This window comes from Rheinheimera sp., from assembly GCF_037442345.1.
Classification (GTDB): domain Bacteria; phylum Pseudomonadota; class Gammaproteobacteria; order Enterobacterales; family Alteromonadaceae; genus Pararheinheimera.
In genome coordinates this window covers 26,724-49,711 of record NZ_JBBIQL010000004.1, presented here as the reverse complement: position 1 = coordinate 49,711, position 22,988 = coordinate 26,724, and the positions used below count along the sequence as shown (strand labels likewise).

Genomic DNA, 22,988 nt, shown 5'->3' with positions numbered 1-22,988 from the left:
CAGGAAAAAGCCACCCATCAGGTGGCTTTTTTGTTTTAAATCAAACTCTGCCGCTGATGGCGCACTGTCAACCCTGCTTTATTGATCCAGCCCAAAGTTTTTCTCCGCACAAAGCGCACACTGGCGCCAGCTAAACGCAATGAGGAAAATAGGATGAAAAGGTTTAAATACGCGGTTCTGGTTTCAGCTCTGCTCGCCGCTCCGGCCTTCGCCAACTGGTCAGTGAATGTAGGTGCCATTGGTGTCAGCCCGGATGACAGCAGCAGCCACCTGAATGTGGTAGAGACAGTGGCGGGGTTACCTGCCAACTCCACCGCCGTCGGTGTCAACAGCAATACGCAACTGGGTCTGACCATTGATTATCAACTGAGCCCGAACTGGACCTTCGAACTGGTAGCCGCCACCCCGTTCAGCCATGATATTAAAGTTCAGGGCTCAGCCATTGATGGCCTGCCCATTGGCAAAACCAAACATTTGCCCCCTACCCTGCTGGCGCAATACCATTTTGTGCTGGACGACAGCCGGTTCGACCCTTTTGTAGGTCTGGGCCTGAATTACACCAAATTTTTTAATGAGAAGGTGTCGCCTGAGCTGACAAGTACATTACAGGCGCTGAATGTCACCACAGCGTCAGACGATGTAGAGTTGAAACTGAAAGACTCGGTGGGTCTGGCCATACAGGCCGGTCTGAATATTCAGCTCGACAGCCACTGGGGTGTGCATCTGATGTTGAGCCGGATGGACATTGATACCACTGGCAAAGTAAAAGTGAATGGCAGCACCATCCAAAGTGTGGATGTAGCCATCGATCCTTATGTCTGGATGCTGGGTGTCCGTTACAGCCTGTAACTGTTCTCTGCAGGTTCAGCAAGCTCTAGTTGGCTTGCTGAACCAGTTGTTCCAGCCTGTATTGCGGTTCATTGAACTGAATGCCAATCGACAAGCCCCGTTCGTCGACTTTTGAGTTACGAACTTCACCAGAAATAGCAATAGGGTCGCCCAGTTTAGGGTTCTCAACTCTGAGCAAAACTGGCGCAAGCTGCACCTTATTGCCTTTGTATTCCGCATCAAATAAAAAGCGGCAACCGCTGCTGGAAACATCCACCAGATGGCCGTTAAAACTGCGGGCATTTTGCAGCACTTCAATATTCAACCGCACTGTGGCAGGTAAAAACAGACTGCTGCGTTTTTCCAACCTTAAACCGCGACGCTGTACGGCGTCTGGAAAGCTGATCGCAATCAGGCGGTCAGGTAACCTGAGCAGCTGCAATAATTCCGATTTGAATGCCAGGCATTCACCAACAGTGTCTTCCAGCAGGAAGCGGCATACCAGAATCAACCCATTCTGAAAAAAACGTTCCGGCACTGAATCATCGGGTTTGAAAAACAGATAACGGCCCGGTTTGTAACCAATCAGCTCAGCGCTACAGCGGGTCTTTAAGTGATCAAGCAACTGAATATCAAAGCGTTGTCCAACTTTGACGTGACTTAACCATTGTTGTTGTGTGTCAAATTCAACAGAACTATCAGGTGACTGCATACCTATTCCATGGACGCGCGAGATTAACCACTCAGGTATTCTGAAAAAGAACCGCAGGAATATCAAGCATAAAATGATAAAAAACGAAACTTTGATAAATACATTACAAGCATTAACAAATCAGACAACACGTTTTGCCTGTCGCACTGAAAAAAAAGCCCCGGCTTTTGCCGGGGCTCCATGGTTTTAGCTCTGACTTAACCTAACCAGACTCGGGCGTTGCGGAACATCCGCATCCAGGGGCTGTCTTCCTGCCAGTCATCCGGATGCCAGGAGTTGGCCACAGTACGGAACACCCGTTCCGGGTGCGGCATCATAATAGTGACACGGCCATCACGGCTGGTCAGTGAGGTAATGCCGTTGGGTGAACCATTTGGGTTCGACGGGTATTGGGTAGTGACATCCCCGTAGTTATTGACGAAACGCAGCGCCACTGTGCCGCTTTGTTCTGCTGCCTGCAGTGCTTCAGCCGACGCAAATTCGGTATGACCTTCACCGTGGGATACGGCAATTGGCATTTGAGAGCCGGCCATGCCTTTGAAGAACAGAGACGGGCTGTCCTGCACCTGCACCAGGCTGAAGCGGGCTTCGAAACGCTCGGATTTGTTGCGGACAAAACGTGGCCATAAATCAGCCCCTGGGATCAGGCTCTTCAGATTCGACATCATCTGACAACCGTTACAGACCCCTAAGCTGAAGGTGCTGTCACGTTCAAAGAACCGGGCAAACTGCGCACGGGCCTGCTCATTAAACAGAATCGATTTGGCCCAGCCTTCACCGGCCCCTAATACGTCCCCGTAGGAGAAGCCACCACAAGCCACCAGGCCATTGAATTCCTCCAGCGTACGACGGCCAGACAGAATGTCACTCATATGCACGTCAATGGCGCTGAAACCAGCCCGGTTAAAAGCGGCCGCCATTTCGACATGGGAGTTCACCCCCTGCTCACGCAGTACCGCAAGTTTCGGCTGCACGCCTTTGATGATATAGGGCGCGGCAATGTCCTGGTTCAAATCGAAGCTCAGTTTCACATTCAGACCCGGATCGTCGGCATCTGATTTGGCGACAAACTCCTGTTTGGCGCCTTCCGGGTTATCGCGGCGCAGCTGCATCTGGTAGGTGGTTTCTGCCCAGATAGAACGCAGCACAGTGCGGCTGTTGCTGTAGACCAGCTGGCCTGCGCGTTTGATTTCAATCTGGTCGTCCGTGGTGACATGACCAATCAAATGTGACACGGCTGTCAGCTGGTGCGTCGCCAGCAGCGCCTGCACTGCAGGTAAATCGCTGTTACGAACCTGCAGCACGGCACCCAGCTCTTCGCTGAATAAGGCGGCCAGATCATCGGCGCCTAAAGCGGCGATATCCACACTCACACCGGCTTTACCGGCAAAGGCCATTTCGGCCAGCGTGACAAACAAACCACCGTCCGACCGGTCGTGGTAGGCCAGCAGTTTGTCGTCTGCCACCAAAGCCTGCATCGCCTGGTAGAAATTCATCAGCAGTTGTGGGCTTTCCAGATCCGGCGCTGTCTGACCTAATTGCTTGTACACCTGAGCCAGACACGACGCGCCTAAGCGGTTTTCGCCCTGGCCTAAATCAATCAGCAGCAGACTGCTGGCGCCTTTGTCGGTGCGCAGTTGTGGTGTGACTGTACGACGTACATCTTCCACCCGCGCAAAAGCCGAGATAATCAGCGACATTGGCGAGGTCACAGTGTGTTTTTCACCGGCCTTGTCCCAGCTGGTTTTCATCGACATGGAGTCTTTACCGACCGGAATGGTCAGGCCCAGCGCCGGGCAGAGTTCTTCACCCACAGCTTTGACCGCCTGGTACAAACCGGCATCTTCGCCAGGGTGGCCCGCAGCAGACATCCAGTTGGCCGAAAGTTTGATGTGTTTGATATCACCAATTTGCGTCGCGGCAATATTGGTAATGGCTTCAGCCACCGCCAGACGGGCCGAAGCGGCGAAATCCAGCAGCGCCACAGGCGTACGCTCCCCCATCGACATGGCTTCACCATGGTAAGTGTCGTAAGAGGCTGCGGTGACTGCACAGTTGGCCACTGGGACCTGCCATGGGCCTACCATCTGGTCACGGGCCACTAAGCCAGTTACGGTGCGGTCACCAATGGTGATCAGGAAGGTTTTTTCCGCAATAGTCGGCAGACGTAATAAACGCTCTGCGGCATCAGCCACTGTGACGCCTGTCAGTTCCAGTGCTTTGCCTTGGTTGATGGCCGTTTTTACATCGCGGTGCATCTTCGGTGCTTTACCCAGCAGCACACTCAGAGGTAAATCAATAGGTGTATTGCCGAAGTGTTTGTCGGACAAACTCAGGTGCAGCTCTTCGGTTGCTTCACCAATCACCGCATAAGGCGCACGCTCACGTTGACAGATGGCTTCAAACACAGCCAGTTTGTCGGCCGGAATGGCCATCACATAACGTTCCTGCGATTCGTTACACCAGATCTCCAGCGGCGACATGCCGGGTTCATCGTTTGGCACGTTACGCAGTTCAAACTTACCGCCCACGCCGCCGTCATTCACCAGCTCAGGGAACGCATTGGACAAACCACCGGCGCCCACGTCGTGGATAAAACAGATTGGGTTGTTTTCACCCAGTTGCCAGCAGCGGTCGATCACTTCCTGACAGCGACGTTCAATTTCCGGGTTTTCCCGCTGCACTGAGGCAAAATCCAGATCTTCGGCTGACTGCCCTGAGGCCATCGACGAGGCAGCACCGCCACCCAGACCTATATTCATGGCCGGACCGCCCAGCACCACCAGCTTGGCGCCCACCGGCATCTGGCCTTTTTGCACGTGTTCAGCGCGGATATTGCCAAGACCACCGGCAATCATAATAGGCTTGTGGTAACCACGGACTTCTTCACCATTGTGGCTGGGCACTTTCTCTTCAAAAGTCCGGAAGTAACCTAAGATATTGGGCCGGCCGAATTCGTTGTTAAAAGCAGCACCACCCAGGGGGCCTTCAGTCATAATATCCAGCGCCGTGACAATACGGTCTGGTTTGCCGAAATCCGTTTCCCAGGGCTGTTCAAAACCAGGGATGCGTAAGTTCGATACTGAGAAACCGACCAGACCCGCTTTTGGCTTGGCACCCACACCTGTCGCACCTTCGTCACGAATTTCACCACCCGAGCCCGTCGCCGCACCTGGGTAGGGCGAAATGGCGGTTGGGTGGTTGTGCGTTTCGACTTTCATCAGCACATGAATGTCTTCATGGTGGTAGTTGTATTCGCCTGTGGTGCTGTCCGGGAAAAAACGGCCAGCCTTCGAGCCGGTCATCACAGCGGCGTTGTCTTTGTAGGCAGACAAAACGTGTTCCGGCGTTTTTTCGAAGGTATTTTTGATCATCTTAAACAGCGACTTCGGCTGTTGCTCACCATCGATGGTCCAGTCGGCGTTAAAAATTTTATGGCGGCAGTGCTCCGAATTAGCCTGCGCAAACATATAGAGTTCGATGTCATTCGGGTTGCGGCCCAACTGTTTGAAGTTGGTCAGCAGGTAGTCGATTTCGTCATCGGCCAGTGCCAGCCCCATCTCGATATTGGCTTTAACCAGGGCCTCGCGGCCCCCCGCCAGCACATCAACGCTGGCCAGTGGCGCAGGTTCGGCTTTCTGGAATAAAGCCTGGGCTTGTTGCAATTCGGCAAACACAGTTTCCATCATGCGGTCATGCAATAAGCCTTTCAGGCCTTGCAGCTGGTCAGCCTGCAATGGGGCAGAAGTTTCCACATAATAAGCCAGACCACGCTCCAGCCGTTTTACCTGCTGTAAACCACAGTTTTTGGCAATGTCCGTCGCTTTGGAAGACCAGGGCGAAATGGTCCCTGGCCGTGGCGTCACCAATAACAACAAACCGCTGGCCTCATGGCTGCTGATGGTTGGGCCGTAAGTCAGGAGTTTTTCCAGCGTGGTCAGTTGGGCAGCGTCGAGTTCTGAACTCAGGTCAGCGAAATGCATGTATTCCGCATAAATTCCTGTTACAGGCAGGGCCGCTTTGGCACAGTGATCTAAAAGTTTCTGAACTCTAAATTCGGACAGTGCAGGTGCACCACGCAGGATCAACATAAATTTGTTTCCGTTAGTTGAACGTCGATGGGAGCCAAAATCAGGCGCTGTATTATAAAGAAAAAAGCCGGGTCATGGTATGACGGCACGACCGAATTTTGATATAAATGGCGCTGAAACTGAACATGAACAGGATTTGCATGAGGCGACTTGGGGTACCTTTTCTGCTGGCGTTTTTACTCTGTGGCTGTGCCCCGGAGCCTCAACCTTTGCAATTACATCAAATTTATCAACGAGATACTCTTCGTGTTGGCATTTTAAACAGCCCAACCAGTTATTACATTGCCGCTGACGGTCCGGCCGGGTACGACTACGAACTGGTGCAAAGCCTGGCCGACAAACTTGGGGTGGAACTGGAGCTTTTTCCCAGTTACCAGCGGGAAGATCTGCTGCAAAAACTCGACTCAGGCCAGGTTGACTTGATCGCGGGCGGTCTGGCAGTCACGGAAAGCCGCAAGCAAAAATACCGGATAGCGCCAGCTTATTTGTATCGCAGTGAAGTGGTGGTGTACCGCAAAGGCGGAACTCAACCGAAAAATTTTGCCGATCTGACCGAACCTTTACTGGTCCCCAAAGACAGCTCTTTGGCTGAAACGCTGCAGGAAGCGACCCAGCAGCATCCAAACCTGAACTGGCAGGAAAGTGAACTTTTGGATACCGAAGAGTTATTGCAGCAGGTTGAAGATGGCAAAATTCCTTATACCCTGGTCGATTCCAACCTGCTGGCGGTCAATCAGCGTTTTTATCCGAACCTGACGGTGGCGTTTCAGGTGAAACGGCAACAACCAGTGGCCTGGTTACTGAACAAACAGGCCGATGATTCTTTTTGGGCTGTGTTGATAGAATTTTTTGGCCAGAATTATCAATCCGGTGATTTGCTGAGCCTGGAAGACAAATACTTTGGTCATATCCGCCGTTTCGATTACATCGCCACTGTGGATTACATCAAAGCCATTGAAAAAGATTTGCCGCGTTACCAGCCACTCTTTGAAAAATATGCCGGATCCTTTGACTGGCGCCTGCTGGCCGCCATTGGTTATCAGGAATCCAACTGGCGTCCTTCCGCCCGCAGCTCGACCGGCGTCGTCGGCTTAATGATGCTGACAGTGTCCACGGCACAGGCCATGGGCGTCAGCAGCCGCCTGGACCCGGCGCAAAGTATTAAAGGGGGCGCCAGGTATCTGGAGCGTATGCTGGAACGTATTCCTGAACGTATTCCGATGCCAGACCGGCTTTGGTTTGCCATCGCGGCGTACAACATTGGCTGGGGCCATGTCGAAAGTGCCAGGGTACTGACCGAGCGGGACGGTGGTAACCCGGATCAGTGGCATGAAGTGAAACAACGCCTGCCCTGGTTGCAGCAAAAACGGTATTATCAGAACACCAAGCTGGGTTATGCCCGGGGTGCGCAGGCCGTGTATTATGTCGAAAACGTACGCCGTTTCTATGACACCCTGTTATGGGTCGATGAAAAGAAAAAGACCGAACAACGGCTCGATCAGCAAAAACAAATGCTGAATCAACAATTTGGTGATATGCCGCCAACAGACCCCAAAACTGAAGGGAACAGCAAAGGCAAAACCGGGTCGAAATAAGACAATGTCAGTAGTTGATTAGAGTGGGAACATAGATGCTGAAACGCAAAAAACCTAAAATGTTGCGAAAACGCCGTCTGATTGACGTGGCGTCCGGCCGTCGTCGTATTGCCCGTAATATGGCGATACTGAAACTACACAGAAGACGCCGTGATTACCAGGCATTGTCTACTGAACCACAAAGTAACGAAGCCATCGCCTAAGGTTCGTTTTTTCGTGCCGCCTTTTGTTCCGCCCTTCTGCGCTTAAAAAAATCTGACAATTTAGCCGCACAACGGTCCGCCATCAACTCCGCCGTCACTTCCAGCTGATGGTTCAGCACCGGGTGGCGGACTATGTCGATTACTGAGCCCGCAGCGCCGGTTTTCGCATCTCTTGCACCAAACACCAGACGTTTGATCCGGCTGTGAACCAATAAACCGGCGCACATGGCGCAAGGCTCCAGTGTGACATACAAGGTACAGTCCAGCAGACGGTAGTTGCCAATACGGTTGGCCGCCTGACGAATGGCCTGCATTTCGGCATGAGCCGAAGGATCATTCAGCTGAATCGACTGGTTCCAGCCTTCGCCCATCACTTTGCCATCTTTGACCAGCACGGCTCCAACCGGAATTTCACCACTTTGTTCTGCTTTATCCGCCAGTTGCAGCGCGTACTGCATCCAGTACAAATCCTGCTCTGAATTCACCCGTTCGTCCTCCTGCCCTGCATGTAGCCAATTTTACCAGCTCTGCTGGTGAAATTAACCAGTCATTAGTGATTTTCACTAACCCGCCAGCTGAAATATTTTGTTAACTTATTGATTTAAATAAGTTGTTATAACTGGTATCCCACTTGCTATAGTAACAGCGTCACACCACATCAACAGAGGGATCATCATGGGAGTTTTCGACGTAGGTTTTGTCGCAGTCATTGGCGCTTTTGCATACGCCTTTTATGAAAACCGTAACAAAACTAAAATTAAACTGGCGCAAAGTCAGGGAGCAGGCAGTTCGGATGAAGTCAAAGCCGAGCTGGAAAAGCTGAAACAGCGTGTGGCCACGCTGGAAACCATTGTCACTGACAAGTCCTATCAGTTAAAAGACCAAATCAGCAAACTGTAAAAAGACGCTGCGACAGCAGCGTTTTTTGTGTTTACGCATCGGCACTCTGGCAAAGCCGTCCAGCGGCTCAGTGCCGGGAGCCTGCATCAGTAGGTGACCGGTCTGAGCTGCGCAGACAATGCCGCCAGCGTGGCGAGGATGACGGCCTGTTCGCCAAAAGCATCGGCACTCTGGCAAAGCCGTCCAGCGGCTCAGTACCGGGAGCCTGCATCAGTAGGTGACCGGTCTGAGCTGCGCAGACAATGCCGCCAGCGTGGCGAGGATGACGGCCTGTTCGCCAAAAGCATCGGCACTCTGGCAAAGCCGTCCAGCGGCTCAGTACCGGGAGCCTGCATCAGTAGGTGACCGGTCTGAGCTGCGCAGACAATGCCGCCAGCGTGGCGAGGATGACGGCGAACTTATTCCCACTCAATAGTGGCTGGTGGCTTACCCGACACATCATAAACCACACGGGAAATACCGTTGATTTCGTTGATAATGCGGTTTGAGACCTGACCTAACAGTTCATACGGCAGATGCGCCCAATGTGCCGTCATAAAGTCGATGGTCTGTACCGCCCGCAGTGATACCACCCAATCGTACTTACGGCCATCGCCCATCACACCCACCGACTTCACTGGCAGGAAGACCACAAAGGCCTGGCTGACCTGATCGTACCAGCCTGCTTTACGCAGCTCTTCGATGAAAATTGCGTCCGCGCGGCGCAGTAAGTCGCAGTACTCTTTTTTCACTTCGCCCAGTACCCGTACGCCTAAACCTGGCCCTGGGAAAGGGTGGCGGTACAGCATGTCGTATGGCAGGCCCAAGGCCAGACCTACTTTGCGCACTTCATCTTTAAAAAGTTCACGCAATGGCTCAACCAGGCCCATTTTCATGTCGGCTGGTAAACCACCCACATTGTGGTGTGATTTGATGACATGGGCTTTGCCGGTTTTCGAGGCGGCCGATTCAATCACATCCGGGTAAATAGTGCCTTGTGCCAACCAGCGGGCATTTTGCAGTTTCTTCGATTCTTCATCGAATACTTCCACGAAGACCCGGCCGATAATTTTGCGTTTGGCTTCCGGCTCATTTTCACCTTTCAACGCATCCAGGAAACGTTGCTCTGCGTTGACATGCACAATGTTCAGGCCAAAGTGGTCACCGAACATTTCCATTACCTGCTCGGCTTCGTTTAAGCGCAACAAACCATTGTCAACAAATACGCAAGTCAGCTTTTTCCCTATAGCGCGGTGCAGCAGCATGGCGGTGACGGACGAATCCACCCCACCAGATAAGCCAAGGATCACTTCATCATCACCCACCTGCTGTTTAATCGAGGCGACAGCATCTTCAATGATGGAGGCAGGAGTCCACAACTTTTCACAGCCACAAATTTCGACCACAAACTGTTCCAGCATGCGCAGGCCCTGTTTGGTATGGGTCACTTCAGGGTGGAACTGCACGCCGTAGAATTGTTTGTCTTCATTGGCCATCGCGGCATGTGGGCAGGTGCCGGTGCGGGCCGTGGTGACAAAACCTTCAGGAATAGCCACCACTTTATCGCCATGGCTCATCCAGACATCCAGCTCAGCAATACCAGCAGCATTGATATGATCTTCAATGCCGTTAAACAAGGCACCAGGAGTGACCAGCTCCACCTGAGCATAACCAAATTCACGGTGCTCGGAGCTCGCCACTTTCCCACCCAACTGCTCCGCCATGGTCTGCATGCCGTAACAGACACCCAATACAGGCACACCAGCGTCAAACACATACTGAGGAGCGCGCGGAGAACCGGCTTCGGTCACGCTTTCCGGCCCGCCGGACAGAATAATACCCGTAGGGGCAAACTCTTTAATTTGCTCAGCGGTCACGTCCCAGGCCCAGAGTTCACAGTAGACGCCAATTTCGCGCACGCGGCGGGCGATCAGCTGGGTGTATTGCGAACCGAAGTCGAGGATCAGAATGCGGTGGAAGTGAATGTTTTTGCTCATACTTGCTTTGTCATCCGTATAAAAAGTAACAGGGCCGACAGACGCCGGCCCCGGAGAAAGGCTTAACCCAGACGGTAATTCGGGGCTTCTTTGGTGATTTGCACGTCATGCACATGGGATTCCCCCATGCCGGCCGAGGTCACTTTGACAAACTGCGTCTTAGTGCGCACATCCGTAATAGTCGGACAGCCGGTCAGGCCCATGGATGAGCGCAGGCCGCCCATTTGCTGGTGAATAATATTTTCAATGGGGCCTTTGTAAGCCACCCGGCCTTCAATACCTTCAGGCACCAGTTTTTCGGCATTGTTGCTGCCCTGGAAGTAACGGTCTGACGAACCGTTGCGTTGCGCCATAGCACCCAGGGAGCCCATACCACGGTAAGATTTGTAGTAACGGCCCTGATACAGCTCCACTTCGCCCGGCGCTTCTTCAGTACCGGCAAACATCGAACCCACCATCACGCAATGTGCACCGGCCGCCAACGCTTTGGCCACGTCCCCAGAGAAGCGGATACCACCGTCAGCAATAATGCATACATCTGTGCCTTTGACACCTTCAACAGCGTCAGAAATCGCCGTCAGCTGAGGCACACCACAGCCTGTCACGATGCGGGTGGTACAGATAGAACCAGGACCAATCCCAACTTTCACCGCATTGGCACCGGCGTCAGCCAGAGCACGGGCGCCTTCAGTGGTCGCCACATTGCCCGCCACAATTTGCAGCTCAGGGTACATAGCACGGGTTTGTTTCACCCGGTCAATCACGCCTTGCGAATGGCCGTGTGAAGTGTCAATCAGCAGAATATCCACGCCAGCTTCGACCAGAGCGGCAATACGCTCGTCTGTGCCAGGGCCCACACCGACGGCGGCACCGACACGTAAGCGGCCAAATTCGTCTTTACAGGCGTTTGGTTTGCTGGCGGCTTTGTTGTAATCACGTACTGTGATCAAGCCTTTCAGTTTGAAGCCGTTATCCACCACCAGTACTTTTTCAATGCGGTGTTTGTGCATCAGCTGCAGGGCGTCTTCACGTGGTGCCGATTCATTGACAGTCACCAGCCGCTCTTTTGGTGTCATCACAGTGGAGATCAGCGCCTGAGGGTTGTTTTCGACGTTTAAGTCACGACCAGTGACAATACCCACCAGATTCTGTTGCGCGTCTACCACAGGGAAACCGGAAAAACCATGTTGTGCCGCCAACTGCTGCACCTCACGGATGCTTTGCTCCGGCCGCACAGTCACAGGGTCTGACACCACACCGCTTTCGTATTTTTTTACTTTGCGGACATTGGCGGCCTGCTCTTCGATGGTCATGTTTTTGTGGATAAAACCCAGGCCACCTTCCTGTGCCAGAGCAATAGCCAAACGTGCCTCGGTGACAGTGTCCATCGACGCTGAGACCATCGGAATGTTCAGAGTAATTTTGCTGGTTAACTGAGTCCGCAGGTCTGCGGTATGGGGAAGTACGGTGGAGTGTGCCGGTACAAGTAACACATCGTCAAATGTAATGGCTTCTTTCACGATCCTGAGCATTGCAACAATCTCGCTGTTTAAAGATAAGGGGGAATGTTGCGGCGCAATTTTATCCGCTTTTCAGCCTGCGAACAATCAGTTTTTCGCTTTTGTGGTAAAGTGACGACAAATCCGCAGCTTATCGAAACAGAAGCACCCATGTCTCAGGCCGATATTTACACAGTGTCCCGCCTTAACTCTGAAGTCCGCCTTACACTGGAACTGCAGTTTAAACAGCTGTGGCTGGTGGGCGAAGTGTCCAACTTTGTCGCGGCTTCTTCTGGCCATTGGTATTTTTCTTTAAAAGATCAGGCAGCACAGGTCAAAGTCGCCATGTTTAAGCAGGCCAACCGCTACGCCAGCCTGCAACCACGTAATGGCCAGCAGGTACTGATCCGGGCCCGGATCAGTGTTTATGAACCCCGTGGCGAATACCAGTTGCTGGCCGATATGGTGGAGCCGGCTGGTGATGGTCTGCTGAAACAGCAGTATGAACAGCTGAAAGCCCAACTGGCAGCCGAAGGCTTATTGGCGCCTGAGCGGAAGAAACCTCTTCCAGGCCAGGTCAAACGGGTGGGCGTGGTGACGTCTCCAACAGGTGCTGCCATTCGCGATATTCTGACCGTGTTGCAACGCCGTGCTCCGGCGCTTGAGATCATCATTTATCCAAGCCAGGTGCAAGGCGCGACCGCAGCTCAGCAGTTAGTGCAGGCACTGCAAAACGCGATACGCCGCAACGAAGTGGATGTGCTGATTATTGGCCGGGGCGGCGGCTCTTTGGAGGATTTGTGGTGCTTTAATGATGAAACCCTGGCCCGGCAAATTGCACATTGCCCTATTCCGACGGTCAGTGCCGTCGGCCACGAAATTGATTTTACTATTGCCGATTTTGTTGCCGATATACGGGCCGCTACGCCTTCGGCAGCCGCCGAACTGGTATCTCCTGATCAGCAACAACAAATTCAGTTGCTAGCAAAAAATGCCGCCCGCTTGGTGCAAGTGATGCACAATTACCTGCGAAATAAAGCGCCAGCCGTTCAGCATTTGCAACATCGACTGCAGTTACTGGACCCGGCACGCCGGCTGCAGCAACAACAGCAACGTCTGGACGAGTTGCAGCTGGCACTGACCCGGGCCCTGCAGCGTCAGCTGCAGCAGTCTCAACAACGGGTGACTCAGCTGGAACAGCGGGTCTACCAGCAAAACCCGGCCTTGCAGCTGTCACGGCAGGCCACGCAGTTAAACCAACTGCATCAGCGACTGCAGCAGGCCATGCAACACCAGTTGCAACAAAAACACCAACACTGGCTGCTGTACAGCAGCAGGCTGAATACAGTCAGCCCGCTTGCCACTTTACAACGAGGCTATAGCATCAGCCTGGATGCACAGGGCAAAATCGTGACCAAAGCGGAACAACTACAGCCAGGCGACTGCTTGCACAGCAGGCTGGCACAAGGCACTGTGATCTCTGTGGTTCGCCAGACCAGTCAGGAGTAGTCCGGTGTCCCGGCGTATTGAACAACTGGCAAGCCAGGTGACTCAGTTGCTGGGGCCTGAAGCCTGGGGTATAGGTGGCAGTTTTCTGCTGTATTGCCATGGTCTGCTTCAGCAGGCACAAGACCTGGATTTAGTCTGTACCCCAGAGTTTTTTCCCGAAGCCAGGCAGCTGTTACTTCGTCTGGGCGACGAGCTGAACGTTGAACCCCACCCATGTTACTGCAGCCAGCATTTCTGCCGCATTCAGACCGCTCTGGGGGTTATAGAACTGATGGCAGGTATTCAGGTGATGCAGAACAATCACCTGCATAGTTTTAGCTTCCGACCCGACCAGATCCAATGGCAACACAGTTATCCTCTCATGTCGCTTCAGGACTGGCTGCATTTATACCGCCTGTTTAACCGGCCCCACCGGGTTCAACAGCTCGAAGCATTCTTCAAAGGACATGCAGATGTTTAACCTGTATTTCTCTGGCATCACTATTGGCATTCACGACAAAAATTGCAGCTCACTCAAAAGAGTGATCCCTTTTTCCTGTAAGCAGTCTACTCTGACTGCAGGCGATGAGCTGTGACAGCCGCTGTAGCTACAGCCACTCAAACCTGAACAGGCATCTGCGCTGTCACCACTGCCTGTATGACACTCATTCAATGGAGGGCCCATGATGAACCTTAACCAAGCTGTAGTCCTGATCACTGGTGCTAACCGCGGCTTAGGGCTGGCCTTTGCCAAAGAAGCGCTGACACGCGGTGCAAAAAAGGTCTATGCCGCGGCCCGTAACCCGGCCAGCATCCAGTTAGAAGGCGTGGTCCCAGTGCAGCTGGATGTGACCAGCGCCGCTGAAGTGCAGCGCGTGGCACAGGAACTTGGCGATGTGACGCTATTGATTAACAACGCCGGCGTGGCCGAAACAGGCCCAATTTTAGGCGACAACGCAGTGGACATGATACAACGCCAACTGGAAGTGAATCTTTATGGCCCACTGCGGCTGAGCCAGGCTTTTGCTCCTGTACTGAAGGCCAATGGTGGCGGTGCTATTGTCAATGTGTTGTCCATCGCCAGCTGGATCACAGGCCCGCTGCTGGCAACGTATTCAGTCACTAAATCAGCCGCCTGGTCGATGACCAATGCGCTGCGTCAGGAGCTGGCGGCACAACACACTCAGGTGCTGGCCTTGCATGTGGGTTTTATTGATACCGACCTGACCAAAGGGATGGAGGTACCTAAAGTCACGCCGGAATTCGTCGTACAACGTACCTATCAGGGCCTGGAACAGGGTGCTTCGCAGGTGCTGGCTGATGAACCCACACAGCAGGTGCATGCGGCTTTGTCTGGGTACCCGGATATTTACCTGAATGCCCTGCCTCAGCACGGTTGAGACAAAAAAAAACAGGGCCCGCATGGGCCCTGTCTGAGTCATTTCTTGTTGGCCAGGTTCGCCCGGGCTTTTAAGATCCGATCCCGCTTGTAGCGCTGGTTCGGCGTCAGATTTTCGCGACGCTGGGCAAACGGGTTATCGCCTTCGCGGAATTCAACCCGCACTGGCGTCCCCATCATCTGCAAGGACTTGCGGTAATAGTTCATCAGATAACGCTTGTACGAATCCGGCAAATCCTGCACCTGATTGCCATGGATCACGATCATCGGTGGGTTGTAACCGCCAGCATGTGCGTATTTCAGTTTCACCCTGCGGCCATTCACCAGCGGCGGCTGGTGGTCTTCCTGCGCCATTTTCATAATACGGGTTAACAGGGCGGTGCTGACTCGGCGGGTTGCTGAATCAAAGGCTTCTTCCACCGATTCAAACAAATTGCCGACGCCTGAGCCATGCAACGCAGAAATAAAATGCAGGCGGGCAAAGTCGATAAAACCTAAACGGCGGTCCAGCTCGCGTTTTACTTCGTCTTTCACGCCATCATCCAGGCCGTCCCATTTGTTGACCGCAATCACTAACGAGCGGCCCGCATTGAGCACATAACCCAGAATGCTGAGATCCTGATCGGAAATACCCTGACGGGCATCCAGCACTAAAATCACTACGTTGGCATCTTCAATCGCCTGCAGGGTTTTAATCACTGAAAACTTTTCGACCATATCATCGATTTTGCCACGACGGCGCACACCGGCAGTATCAATCAGTGTGTATTCGCGCTCACCCCTGGTCATTGGAATGTAAATTGCGTCCCGGGTGGTACCTGGCATGTCAAACACCACCACCCGCTCTTCACCCAGAATACGGTTGGTCAGCGTCGATTTACCCACATTGGGGCGGCCGACAATGGCCAGCTTAATGTGCTGGTCGCGTGCCGCCTTGCTGTCTTCGCCTTCGGCGAAGTTTTCGTCCTCATCCAGCTCGTCCGGGTTTTCACCTTGCTCAATGGCGTGAATGCGTTCCTGCTGTTGTTCAGATAACAATGGCAATAATGCGGTTTGCAGCAAGGACACTACACCGCGGCCATGCGCCGCAGCAATAGGGTAAACTTCCCCCAAACCCAGGCTGTAGAAGTCGGCCACTGCGGTGTCTGCGTCCAGGCCGTCTGTTTTGTTAGCGACCAGAAAGACTTTTTTATTGATACGGCGAATGTGCGTGGCGATGGCTTCATCGGCGACCATAGCACCGGCACGGGCGTCCACCATAAATAACACCACATCGGCTTCGTCAATGGCTTTGAGCGATTGCTCTGCCATCTCCACTTCAATACCTTGTTCATTGCCGTCGATACCCCCGGTATCCACCACAATAAATTCGTAACCTTCGTATTTGACTGTGCCGTACTTACGGTCACGCGTCAGGCCCGGAAAGTCAGCCACCAGCGCATCGCGGGTCCGGGTCAAACGGTTAAATAAGGTTGATTTGCCAACATTGGCACGGCCGACTAACGCCACTACAGGTAACATGTTTTACCTCAAATCCAATCAAAGGTTGTGCAAAAAGCACAACAAGGGGCCTTCACAGGCCATGAAACAACAGGGTCGGGATGTGAAACTCACAACCCGACCCTGTATTTTAACTGCTCAGTGCGGTTAAGGTAAACGAATTAAACTCAGCTCACCGTCACGGGTCTGGATCACCAGGTCATCCCCATTGCTGACGCCCTGAGTATAGAAGCCTGAACCATAACTAAACTGGCCAACAAATTCACCGCTGTTTTTATCCAGCCAGAACAGGTTGCCTTCCACATCGCCAATAGCCAGATAATCTTTGTACACCACAGGGCCAGTCAACAAGTGCTTGTTCAACCCCATTTGCGACCATTGTTCCAGGCCATTACGGCGGTCAATGGCAAAAATCTTCCCTGTGCTGTCGACGATATAAATGGAGCTGCCTTCAATCGCCATATCCCGGAACGTGGAGTACTCCCGTTTCCAGACCGGGCGACCGGTACGCAGGTCCAACGCCGTCAGTTCACCATTATAGGCGATAGCGTAAATCATGCCGTCAATGATGATGGGGGTGGCGTCCACGTCGTTCATACGCGACAAATCGGTTGCACCTTTTGGCACTGCAATGCTTTGTTCCCAAGCCAACACGCCTTTGTCTGCAATCAGTACTGCGACTTTACCTGCGCCGGAACCAAAAATAACACCACCGCTGGCGATCACCGGCTCACTGGTGCCGCGTAAACTCAGCAATGCGGTTTCCTGCTCATGTTTCCAGCGCTGCTCTCCTGTATCCGGGTGCAATGCGAAAACCGAACCGGCCGAGGTATTCACCACAACAAACCCATCACCGGCAGCCGGGCTGGCAATGACTTCCCCGCCCACTTTCACCCGCCAGACCAATTCACCTGTTTCAGGGTTCAGCGCAATGACGTCGCCGTTTTCACTGCCCACGTAAATTTTGTCATAACCGGCGCTGACGCCACCGGACAAGCGGGCGGTTTCGTCATTCCAGAAATTCAGGGAATCCAAAAAACCGGCAGACTCGTCCGTGCGGGCATCGAAAGTCCAGAGTTTACGACCGGTCTCCCGTTCGAAGGCCATGACATAACCAGCACGACTGGCGGCAAAGACTCTATCACCGAGGATCAGCGGCTTCAGCGCAGAGTCATAATGCTCTACCCCATCGCCCACCGACGCACTCCAGATTTCATCCGGTTTAATTTTGTTGCTGATCTCTGGGTACACCAGTTCGTCTTTGGACGAACAGGCACTCAGTACCGTCAGCAGCGCCAGAACCAGACCGGCGCGGTTTAAGCATAACTTCACAAAACCACCTTATGCTGCAGTTACATGCGCCAGTTCGTCTAACTTCACTTTCAGTATCGGGCTCTGACCTTCTTTGGCAGCGGATTGAGCTGCCAGATAGGCCGTTTTAGCCTTGGCTGCGTCACCGGCCACTAACAAGGCATCCCCTTTTAATTCTTCCTGTTGTGCTTTAAAGGCTTCAGGCATTGCCGCAGTCAATGTGTTGAGCGCTGCAGCATGGTCTTTTTGTTCCAGCTGAACCCGTGCCAGACGTAACTGGGCCAATGCCTTCATTTCCGCTTGTTTGGCTGACCCAATCACAAAAGTCAGCGACTTGGCGGCAGCAGCATAATCTTTTTTCTCAACCGCTTCTTTGGCTGCAACAAAAGCGGCCAGCATAGCGTACGAAGAATCGGCGTTCGCCTCGACAAAACTCTGAAACTGCTGTGCCAGTTCCGCGTTATCTTCACCCTGGGCTTTTTCCAGCAGCTCGCTGTAAGACTGCGATTGCGCCATGGTTTTCTCCAGCTGGCTGCTTTGGTAATAACGCCAGCCGTACAGACCACCTAAGCCCAGTACGACACCTGCCGCAATAGCCAGACCGTTTTCTTTCCAGAAGCGTTTAATCGCTTCTACCTGTTGTTCTTCGGTATTGTAAATTTCCATTCAAATTCCCTTAAATCAGCTCGCTCAGCACGCCGCTTAATTCATTCAGTTTGATATTGTGTTGCGGCTTGTCTTCACGCAGCCATTTTAATGTCACTTCACCCTGAGCCAGCTCAGTTTCACCCAGCAATAAGCCCAGCGAGGCGCCGGATTTATCCGCTTTTTTCAGTTGTTTCTTCAGATTACCACCACCGCAGTGCAGCATCAGCCGCAGGCCAGGCAGAGCGTCGCGCAGCTGTTCGGCAATGGAAACTGCAGCAAGTTCCGCCGCTTCGCCTAATGGCATCAGATAAAGGTCTGTTTGCGAAGGTAATACCGGCATCAGCTCCAGCGTTTGCAGCAATAATACCAGCCGCTCCAGCCCCAAGGCAAAACCCACTGCCGGTGTTGATTTTCCACCCAACTGTTCGACCAGACCGTCGTAACGGCCACCGGCACAGACGGTGCCTTGTGACCCCAGGTTAGTCGTCACCCACTCGAACACGGTTTTGTTGTAATAATCGAGACCACGCACTAAACGCGGGTTGATTTCAAAAGTGACGCCAGCCGCCGTCAGACGCTGCTTTAAACCTTCGAAATCCGCTTTGGACTCCTCGTCCAGATGGTCCAGCAATTGCGGCGCTTTACCCAGCATCTCCTGCATCGCCGGGTTCTTACTGTCCAGTACCCGCAGCGGGTTGCTGTACAGGCGGCGCAGGCTGTCCTCGTCCAGCAGCTCTTTATGCTGCTCCAAATAAGCCACCAGTGCAGCACGGTAATCCGTACGGGCCTGGTTGGAGCCCAACGAGTTCAGCTCCAATTTGACATAAGATGACAGCCCCAGTTGCTTCAGCATACGGGCACTGAGCAAAATCACTTCCGCATCGATATCCGGCCCGGCCATACCAAAAGCTTCCAGACCAAACTGATGAAACTGGCGGTAGCGGCCTTTTTGCGGCCGCTCGTGACGGAACATCGGGCCCATATACCACAGGCGTTGTTCCTGGTTGTACAGCAAGCCATGCTGATTGGCCGCCCGCACACAGCAGGCGGTACCTTCCGGGCGCAACGTCAGGCTGTCGCCGTTACGATCAGCAAAGGTATACATCTCTTTTTCAACGATGTCGGTGACTTCACCGATAGAGCGCTTAAACAGCTCGGTCATCTCAACGATAGGAAAACGGATTTCCTGGTAGCCAGCATTTTGCACTGTACTGCGCAGCACCTGTTCAATATGTTGCCACTGGGCGGTTTCTGCCGGTAAGCAGTCATTCATGCCACGAATGGCCTGGATATCTTTTGACACTACATACTCTCTTTTGGCAAAAAGCTGGTCTTAATCCAGCTGTTTGATTTCAATCTGACGCTTCTTTTCTTCCAGATAAGCCCGCACCTGAGCTTCCAGTTGTTCGGCCACCTGACTATTGTCAATGCGCAGCTTCTGGCGCTGACCGTTGACATAAAAACCACTCATCCGGTTTGCCCCCGCCACACCGAGATCTGAGATCAACGCTTCGCCCGGCCCGTTGACCACACAACCTATCACCGACACAGTCAGCGGGTCGACCACATCTTCCAGCCGTTGTTCCAGCTCGTTCATGGTTTTGATCACATCAAATTCCTGCCGCGAACAGCTGGGGCAGGCGATAAAATTAATACCACGGGAACGAATACGCAGCGATTTGAGAATGTCAAAACCCACTTTGACTTCTTCCACCGGGTCTGCCGCCAACGAAATACGTAAGGTGTCGCCAATGCCTTCAGACAATAACATACCAAGGCCTATGGCGGATTTGACTGCACCGGAGCGGGCCCCACCGGCTTCGGTAATCCCCAGGTGCAATGGCTGTTTAATTTGTTTGGCCAGCAGGCGGTAAGCCCCCACGGCCAGAAAGACGTCAGAGGCTTTTACGGAAACCTTAAACTGATCAAAGTTCAGCCGGTCTAAAATGTCGACATGGCGCATCGCCGACTCGACCAGTGCTTCCGGCGTAGGTTCGCCGTACTTTTCCTGCAGGTCCTGCTCCAAAGAGCCACCGTTGACGCCGATACGAATGGGAATATTACGGTCGCGGGCCGCTTCGACCACAGCACGGATACGATCTTCCCGGCCTATATTGCCTGGGTTAATACGCAAACAATCGGCGCCATAGTCAGCCACTTGCAGCGCAATGCGGTAATCAAAATGGATATCGGCCACCAACGGGATCGGAGCGCGTTGTTTAATCAGCCTGAAGGCTTCAGCCGCGTCCATAGTCGGCACCGACACCCGCACCATATCGGCCCCGGCTTTGGCAATGGCGTCAATTTGCGCCAGCGTGGCTTCCACATCTGTGGTTTTGGTATTGGTCATCGACTGCACTGAAATAGGAGCATCCCCCCCTACTAACACAGTGCCTACTTTGATTTGCGTTGACTGACGTCTTTTAATCGGGTTTTCAGCGTAACTCATACTCACTGTCCCAAAGTTAAACGGGCCACCCGGCCTTGTGCATAGCCGGATAAATCTATTGGCTGACCATTAAAGCTCAGCTGTGCTGCAGACGCGTTTCCAAGCAAGACCTTCACCGGAGCTACGCCGCTCAGCTCCAGGCTGTCGCCAGCGCTGCGCGCACCAAAAGCCAGCCGCTTTCCGCTGGCATCCGTAATTTCCACCCAGCAGTCGCCACTGAAACTGAGCACCAGGCTACTGGTTGCTGCGCTGTTTAGCGCAGTGTTTTCGGTCTGCTGTGCCTGCTGTTGCTCAGGCACCGGGCTGTTCAACGCTGCCGGCGTACTGGCACTGTCGCCGTCCGTATCAGTTGGTACTGAAACGGCAGGTTGCACCAACTGAGTCACAGGCGCCTGAGGTTCTTCGTTCATTTGTGGCACAGTAGTGCCAGCGTCTGCCTGAGGCTCAGAATTCTGTTGCGGTACAGTCGCAGCCGAAACAGGTTCGGTTTGCTGTGGCTGACGCTCTGCCTCTGTATTGAGAGGTTCAGCCGTAACATGTTGTCTGGCCGCATCCTCAGCCACAGGCTGGTTTGTGTCAGCAACAGCATCTGTCAAAACAGGAACTGCATGTTGCGCTGTCGTGTCTGCCGCTGCGGTGTTTTGCTCTGGGTTTGTCCAATTGGCCGCACTGGCTTGTTCTTCCTGCTGCTGAGCCGTCTGTTCAGTGTCAACCACAGGCAAAGGCGCAGACACAGGCTGCCCATCCAGCCGGTTTTGCCAGAAATACATCACCAGCAATACGATAAAGCTCAGCACCACGAGCCAGGTCAGCCAGATATACCGGCTGTCGGTCGCTTCTTTGGCGGTGCGTTTGGAGAAACTGCGGGTCAGGCTTGGTGTCTGTTGCAGGCCTTTGGTTTCTTTGCTGTATTGCTCCAGCAAGGCTTTCTCAGGCAACTTCAGTAATTTGGCATAAGAGCGCAGGTAGCCCCGGTAAAAAGTAGGAGATAATTTAGGATCGAAACGATCTGCTTCCAGATCGTCAATCAGACTGGTTTTTAAATTCAGTTGCAAAGCGACTTGTTGTGCAGTGAGTTGCTGGTGCTCACGTGCCTGCTTCAGGCATTGTCCTACCGTAAGCACAGTCTGCTCAAGTTCAGTTGTCATAGTCCAAATGTGCCGGATCTTTTAAGTAGATAAATTGGCCAGCCCGTACCGGGCTCTGCTCTGTTAAGTTGTTCCATTGCAGCAGGCGTGCGAGTTTTATGTTGTAACGCAGCGAAATCTGCGACAGGGTTTCCCCGTCCTTCACCTGATAGCGCTGAGGTAATGTTACTTGGTCTGCGCGGTCAGCTCCGGTCAGGTACAGCCATTGGCCTTCCTGCAGAGCCTGATCAGGTCGCAACGCGTTCCAGCTGATTAGGTCGCTCATAGTAACACCGTATTGCTGCGCTATGCCAGCCAAGCTTTCATTGGCTTGCACCTGATGCCGCCGCTGACTTTTGTTGCTTTCTGCAGTTGCACTTTTTTTAATAACTATCTTGATACGCGGTTGCTGAGCCGGGCTCACAGCTGCGGAGGCGGTGCTGGCCAGATAGCGTTGCCTTAGCACACTGAATTCCGATTTTGATAATTGCTGCTGACTCAGCAGCAAAGCCTCCCGGCTTTGCGGGTACAGGCTGAATAATTGCTGTTCTGCGTCCTGCATGGTTTTCCACTGCTGTTGTTCCTGGGCCACCTGATAACTCAGTAGCAAGACCGGGGCAGACAATTGGGAAGCGCGTTGCATCAGCTCCAGCGTTCGCACCGCCTGTTCCAGCTGTTTGGTGGCGTAATACAAAGCGGCAGAATTGAACTGGGCACTGGGCCTTGTCGCATTATGAGTAAGGGATAAGCTCAGATAATGTCTGGCCTGGGTGAAGTCGTTTTGTTCCAGCGCACACAGCGCCAGATTTTCATAACTGTCAGCCACACGGAAATAACCAGGCCGCTTGATCGCTGCCAGTAACAGCTGCTCTGCCTGCTGATACTGGCCCTGCTGACACAGGTAGGCACCAAAATTATTGTAGGAATCGGCATTATCCGGCTCCAGCGCCATCGCCTGTTGATACGCCTTGACCACGGCCTCATGGTCTTGCACCTGCTGGTAGTAATAAGCCAGCGCATTCTGCACTTCTGCCAGCTGAGGTGCCATCTGCAAGGCTTTGTCGAGATTGTATTTGGCCTGAGATTTGTCGCCCACTTGCAGGTAATTAATACCCAAAGCGACCCGGGTGCGGGCCGCTTCCGTCATATTCAGGTTAGGTTGATGCTGACGGTCAGCAGCAGTCACAGTGGTTTGGGTGACGCAGGCCATCAGAGGGATACAGAGTACAACGCAGGTAAGCAAAGGCCTTAGTTGCATAATC

The 22,988-nt window shown here is 53.1% G+C and carries 19 protein-coding genes; 7 read left to right on the top strand and 12 right to left on the bottom strand.

Annotated features, from left to right (window positions below):
* The first annotated feature begins 153 nt into the window (after positions 1 to 153).
* A complete protein-coding gene (locus WKJ04_RS03105; protein ID WP_337879072.1) occupies positions 154 to 849 on the top strand; it encodes an OmpW family outer membrane protein in 696 nt (231 codons plus the stop codon).
* Positions 850 to 874: 25 nt separating this feature from the next.
* On the opposite strand, the gene WKJ04_RS03100 is transcribed toward WKJ04_RS03105, so the two are convergent.
* On the bottom strand, positions 875 to 1,540 hold the full coding sequence (locus WKJ04_RS03100) for a PilZ domain-containing protein (protein WP_337879071.1): 666 nt from the start codon (positions 1,538 to 1,540) through the stop codon (positions 875 to 877).
* A 197-nt stretch (positions 1,541 to 1,737) separates the two neighbouring features.
* Positions 1,738 to 5,631 (bottom strand): phosphoribosylformylglycinamidine synthase, encoded by a 3,894-nt coding sequence (gene purL / locus WKJ04_RS03095; RefSeq protein ID WP_337879070.1) that lies wholly within the window; start codon positions 5,629 to 5,631, stop codon positions 1,738 to 1,740.
* Positions 5,632 to 5,738: 107 nt separating this feature from the next.
* On the opposite strand from purL, the gene mltF reads away from it, so the two are divergent.
* Together mltF and WKJ04_RS03085 are read left to right on the top strand one after the other, a co-directional pair.
* The gene (gene mltF / locus WKJ04_RS03090) at positions 5,739 to 7,226 is read left to right on the top strand and encodes a membrane-bound lytic murein transglycosylase MltF (RefSeq protein ID WP_337879069.1); all 1,488 of its coding nucleotides are present in this window, start codon (positions 5,739 to 5,741) and stop codon (positions 7,224 to 7,226) included.
* Between the two features lie 35 nt (positions 7,227 to 7,261).
* Positions 7,262 to 7,429: a hypothetical protein gene (locus WKJ04_RS03085; protein ID WP_337842991.1), complete on the top strand. Its 168-nt coding sequence runs from the start codon at positions 7,262 to 7,264 to the stop codon at positions 7,427 to 7,429.
* Here the strand turns inward: WKJ04_RS03085 and tadA are convergent.
* On the bottom strand, positions 7,426 to 7,914 hold the full coding sequence (gene tadA / locus WKJ04_RS03080; RefSeq protein ID WP_337879068.1) for a tRNA adenosine(34) deaminase TadA: 489 nt from the start codon (positions 7,912 to 7,914) through the stop codon (positions 7,426 to 7,428). The genes WKJ04_RS03085 and tadA overlap by 4 nt on opposite strands.
* Before the next feature lie 190 nt (positions 7,915 to 8,104).
* On the opposite strand from tadA, the gene WKJ04_RS03075 reads away from it, so the two are divergent.
* Positions 8,105 to 8,329, top strand: a complete 225-nt coding sequence (locus tag WKJ04_RS03075; RefSeq protein ID WP_337842989.1) for a hypothetical protein — start codon at positions 8,105 to 8,107, stop codon at positions 8,327 to 8,329.
* Between the two features lie 398 nt (positions 8,330 to 8,727).
* Here the strand turns inward: WKJ04_RS03075 and guaA are convergent, their stop codons facing one another.
* Positions 8,728 to 10,305 carry a glutamine-hydrolyzing GMP synthase gene (gene guaA, locus WKJ04_RS03070; protein ID WP_337842987.1) on the bottom strand — a complete coding sequence of 526 codons (1,578 nt, stop codon included), beginning with the start codon at positions 10,303 to 10,305 and terminating at the stop codon, positions 8,728 to 8,730.
* A gap of 62 nt (positions 10,306 to 10,367) precedes the next feature.
* Positions 10,368 to 11,837, bottom strand: coding sequence for an IMP dehydrogenase (guaB, locus tag WKJ04_RS03065; protein ID WP_337879067.1), 1,470 nt, complete (start codon positions 11,835 to 11,837; stop codon positions 10,368 to 10,370).
* Between the two features lie 138 nt (positions 11,838 to 11,975).
* Between guaB and xseA the strand changes: the two genes are divergently transcribed.
* The 3 genes from xseA to WKJ04_RS03050 all read left to right on the top strand — a co-directional run bounded on the left by xseA (position 11,976) and on the right by WKJ04_RS03050 (position 14,692).
* Complete coding sequence (gene xseA / locus WKJ04_RS03060; protein ID WP_337879066.1) at positions 11,976 to 13,313, top strand: exodeoxyribonuclease VII large subunit; 1,338 nt, start codon at positions 11,976 to 11,978, stop codon at positions 13,311 to 13,313.
* 4 nt (positions 13,314 to 13,317) lie between these two features.
* Complete coding sequence (locus WKJ04_RS03055; RefSeq protein ID WP_337879065.1) at positions 13,318 to 13,773, top strand: hypothetical protein; 456 nt, start codon at positions 13,318 to 13,320, stop codon at positions 13,771 to 13,773.
* A 202-nt stretch (positions 13,774 to 13,975) separates the two neighbouring features.
* Entirely contained in the window at positions 13,976 to 14,692 is a 717-nt protein-coding gene (locus tag WKJ04_RS03050; RefSeq protein WP_337879064.1) for an SDR family oxidoreductase, read from the top strand.
* Between the two features lie 38 nt (positions 14,693 to 14,730).
* On the opposite strand, the gene der is transcribed toward WKJ04_RS03050, so the two are convergent.
* The 7 genes from der to pilW form a co-directional block, all read right to left on the bottom strand.
* Positions 14,731 to 16,212, bottom strand: a complete 1,482-nt coding sequence (gene der, locus WKJ04_RS03045) for a ribosome biogenesis GTPase Der (RefSeq protein WP_337842981.1) — start codon at positions 16,210 to 16,212, stop codon at positions 14,731 to 14,733.
* A gap of 126 nt (positions 16,213 to 16,338) precedes the next feature.
* Positions 16,339 to 17,523, bottom strand: a complete 1,185-nt coding sequence (gene bamB, locus WKJ04_RS03040) for an outer membrane protein assembly factor BamB (RefSeq protein WP_337879063.1) — start codon at positions 17,521 to 17,523, stop codon at positions 16,339 to 16,341.
* A 9-nt stretch (positions 17,524 to 17,532) separates the two neighbouring features.
* Complete coding sequence (locus WKJ04_RS03035) at positions 17,533 to 18,168, bottom strand: tetratricopeptide repeat protein (protein WP_337879062.1); 636 nt, start codon at positions 18,166 to 18,168, stop codon at positions 17,533 to 17,535.
* Between the two features lie 10 nt (positions 18,169 to 18,178).
* Positions 18,179 to 19,453: a histidine--tRNA ligase gene (gene hisS, locus WKJ04_RS03030; RefSeq protein WP_337879061.1), complete on the bottom strand. Its 1,275-nt coding sequence runs from the start codon at positions 19,451 to 19,453 to the stop codon at positions 18,179 to 18,181.
* 30 nt (positions 19,454 to 19,483) lie between these two features.
* Positions 19,484 to 20,599 carry a flavodoxin-dependent (E)-4-hydroxy-3-methylbut-2-enyl-diphosphate synthase gene (gene ispG / locus WKJ04_RS03025; RefSeq protein ID WP_337842977.1) on the bottom strand — a complete coding sequence of 372 codons (1,116 nt, stop codon included), beginning with the start codon at positions 20,597 to 20,599 and terminating at the stop codon, positions 19,484 to 19,486.
* Positions 20,600 to 20,601: 2 nt separating this feature from the next.
* Positions 20,602 to 21,747 (bottom strand): RodZ domain-containing protein, encoded by a 1,146-nt coding sequence (locus WKJ04_RS03020; RefSeq protein WP_337879060.1) that lies wholly within the window; start codon positions 21,745 to 21,747, stop codon positions 20,602 to 20,604.
* Positions 21,737 to 22,984, bottom strand: coding sequence for a type IV pilus biogenesis/stability protein PilW (gene pilW, locus WKJ04_RS03015; RefSeq protein ID WP_337879059.1), 1,248 nt, complete (start codon positions 22,982 to 22,984; stop codon positions 21,737 to 21,739). Before pilW ends, WKJ04_RS03020 begins: the two co-directional genes overlap by 11 nt.
* Between the last annotated feature and the right edge of the window lie 4 nt (positions 22,985 to 22,988).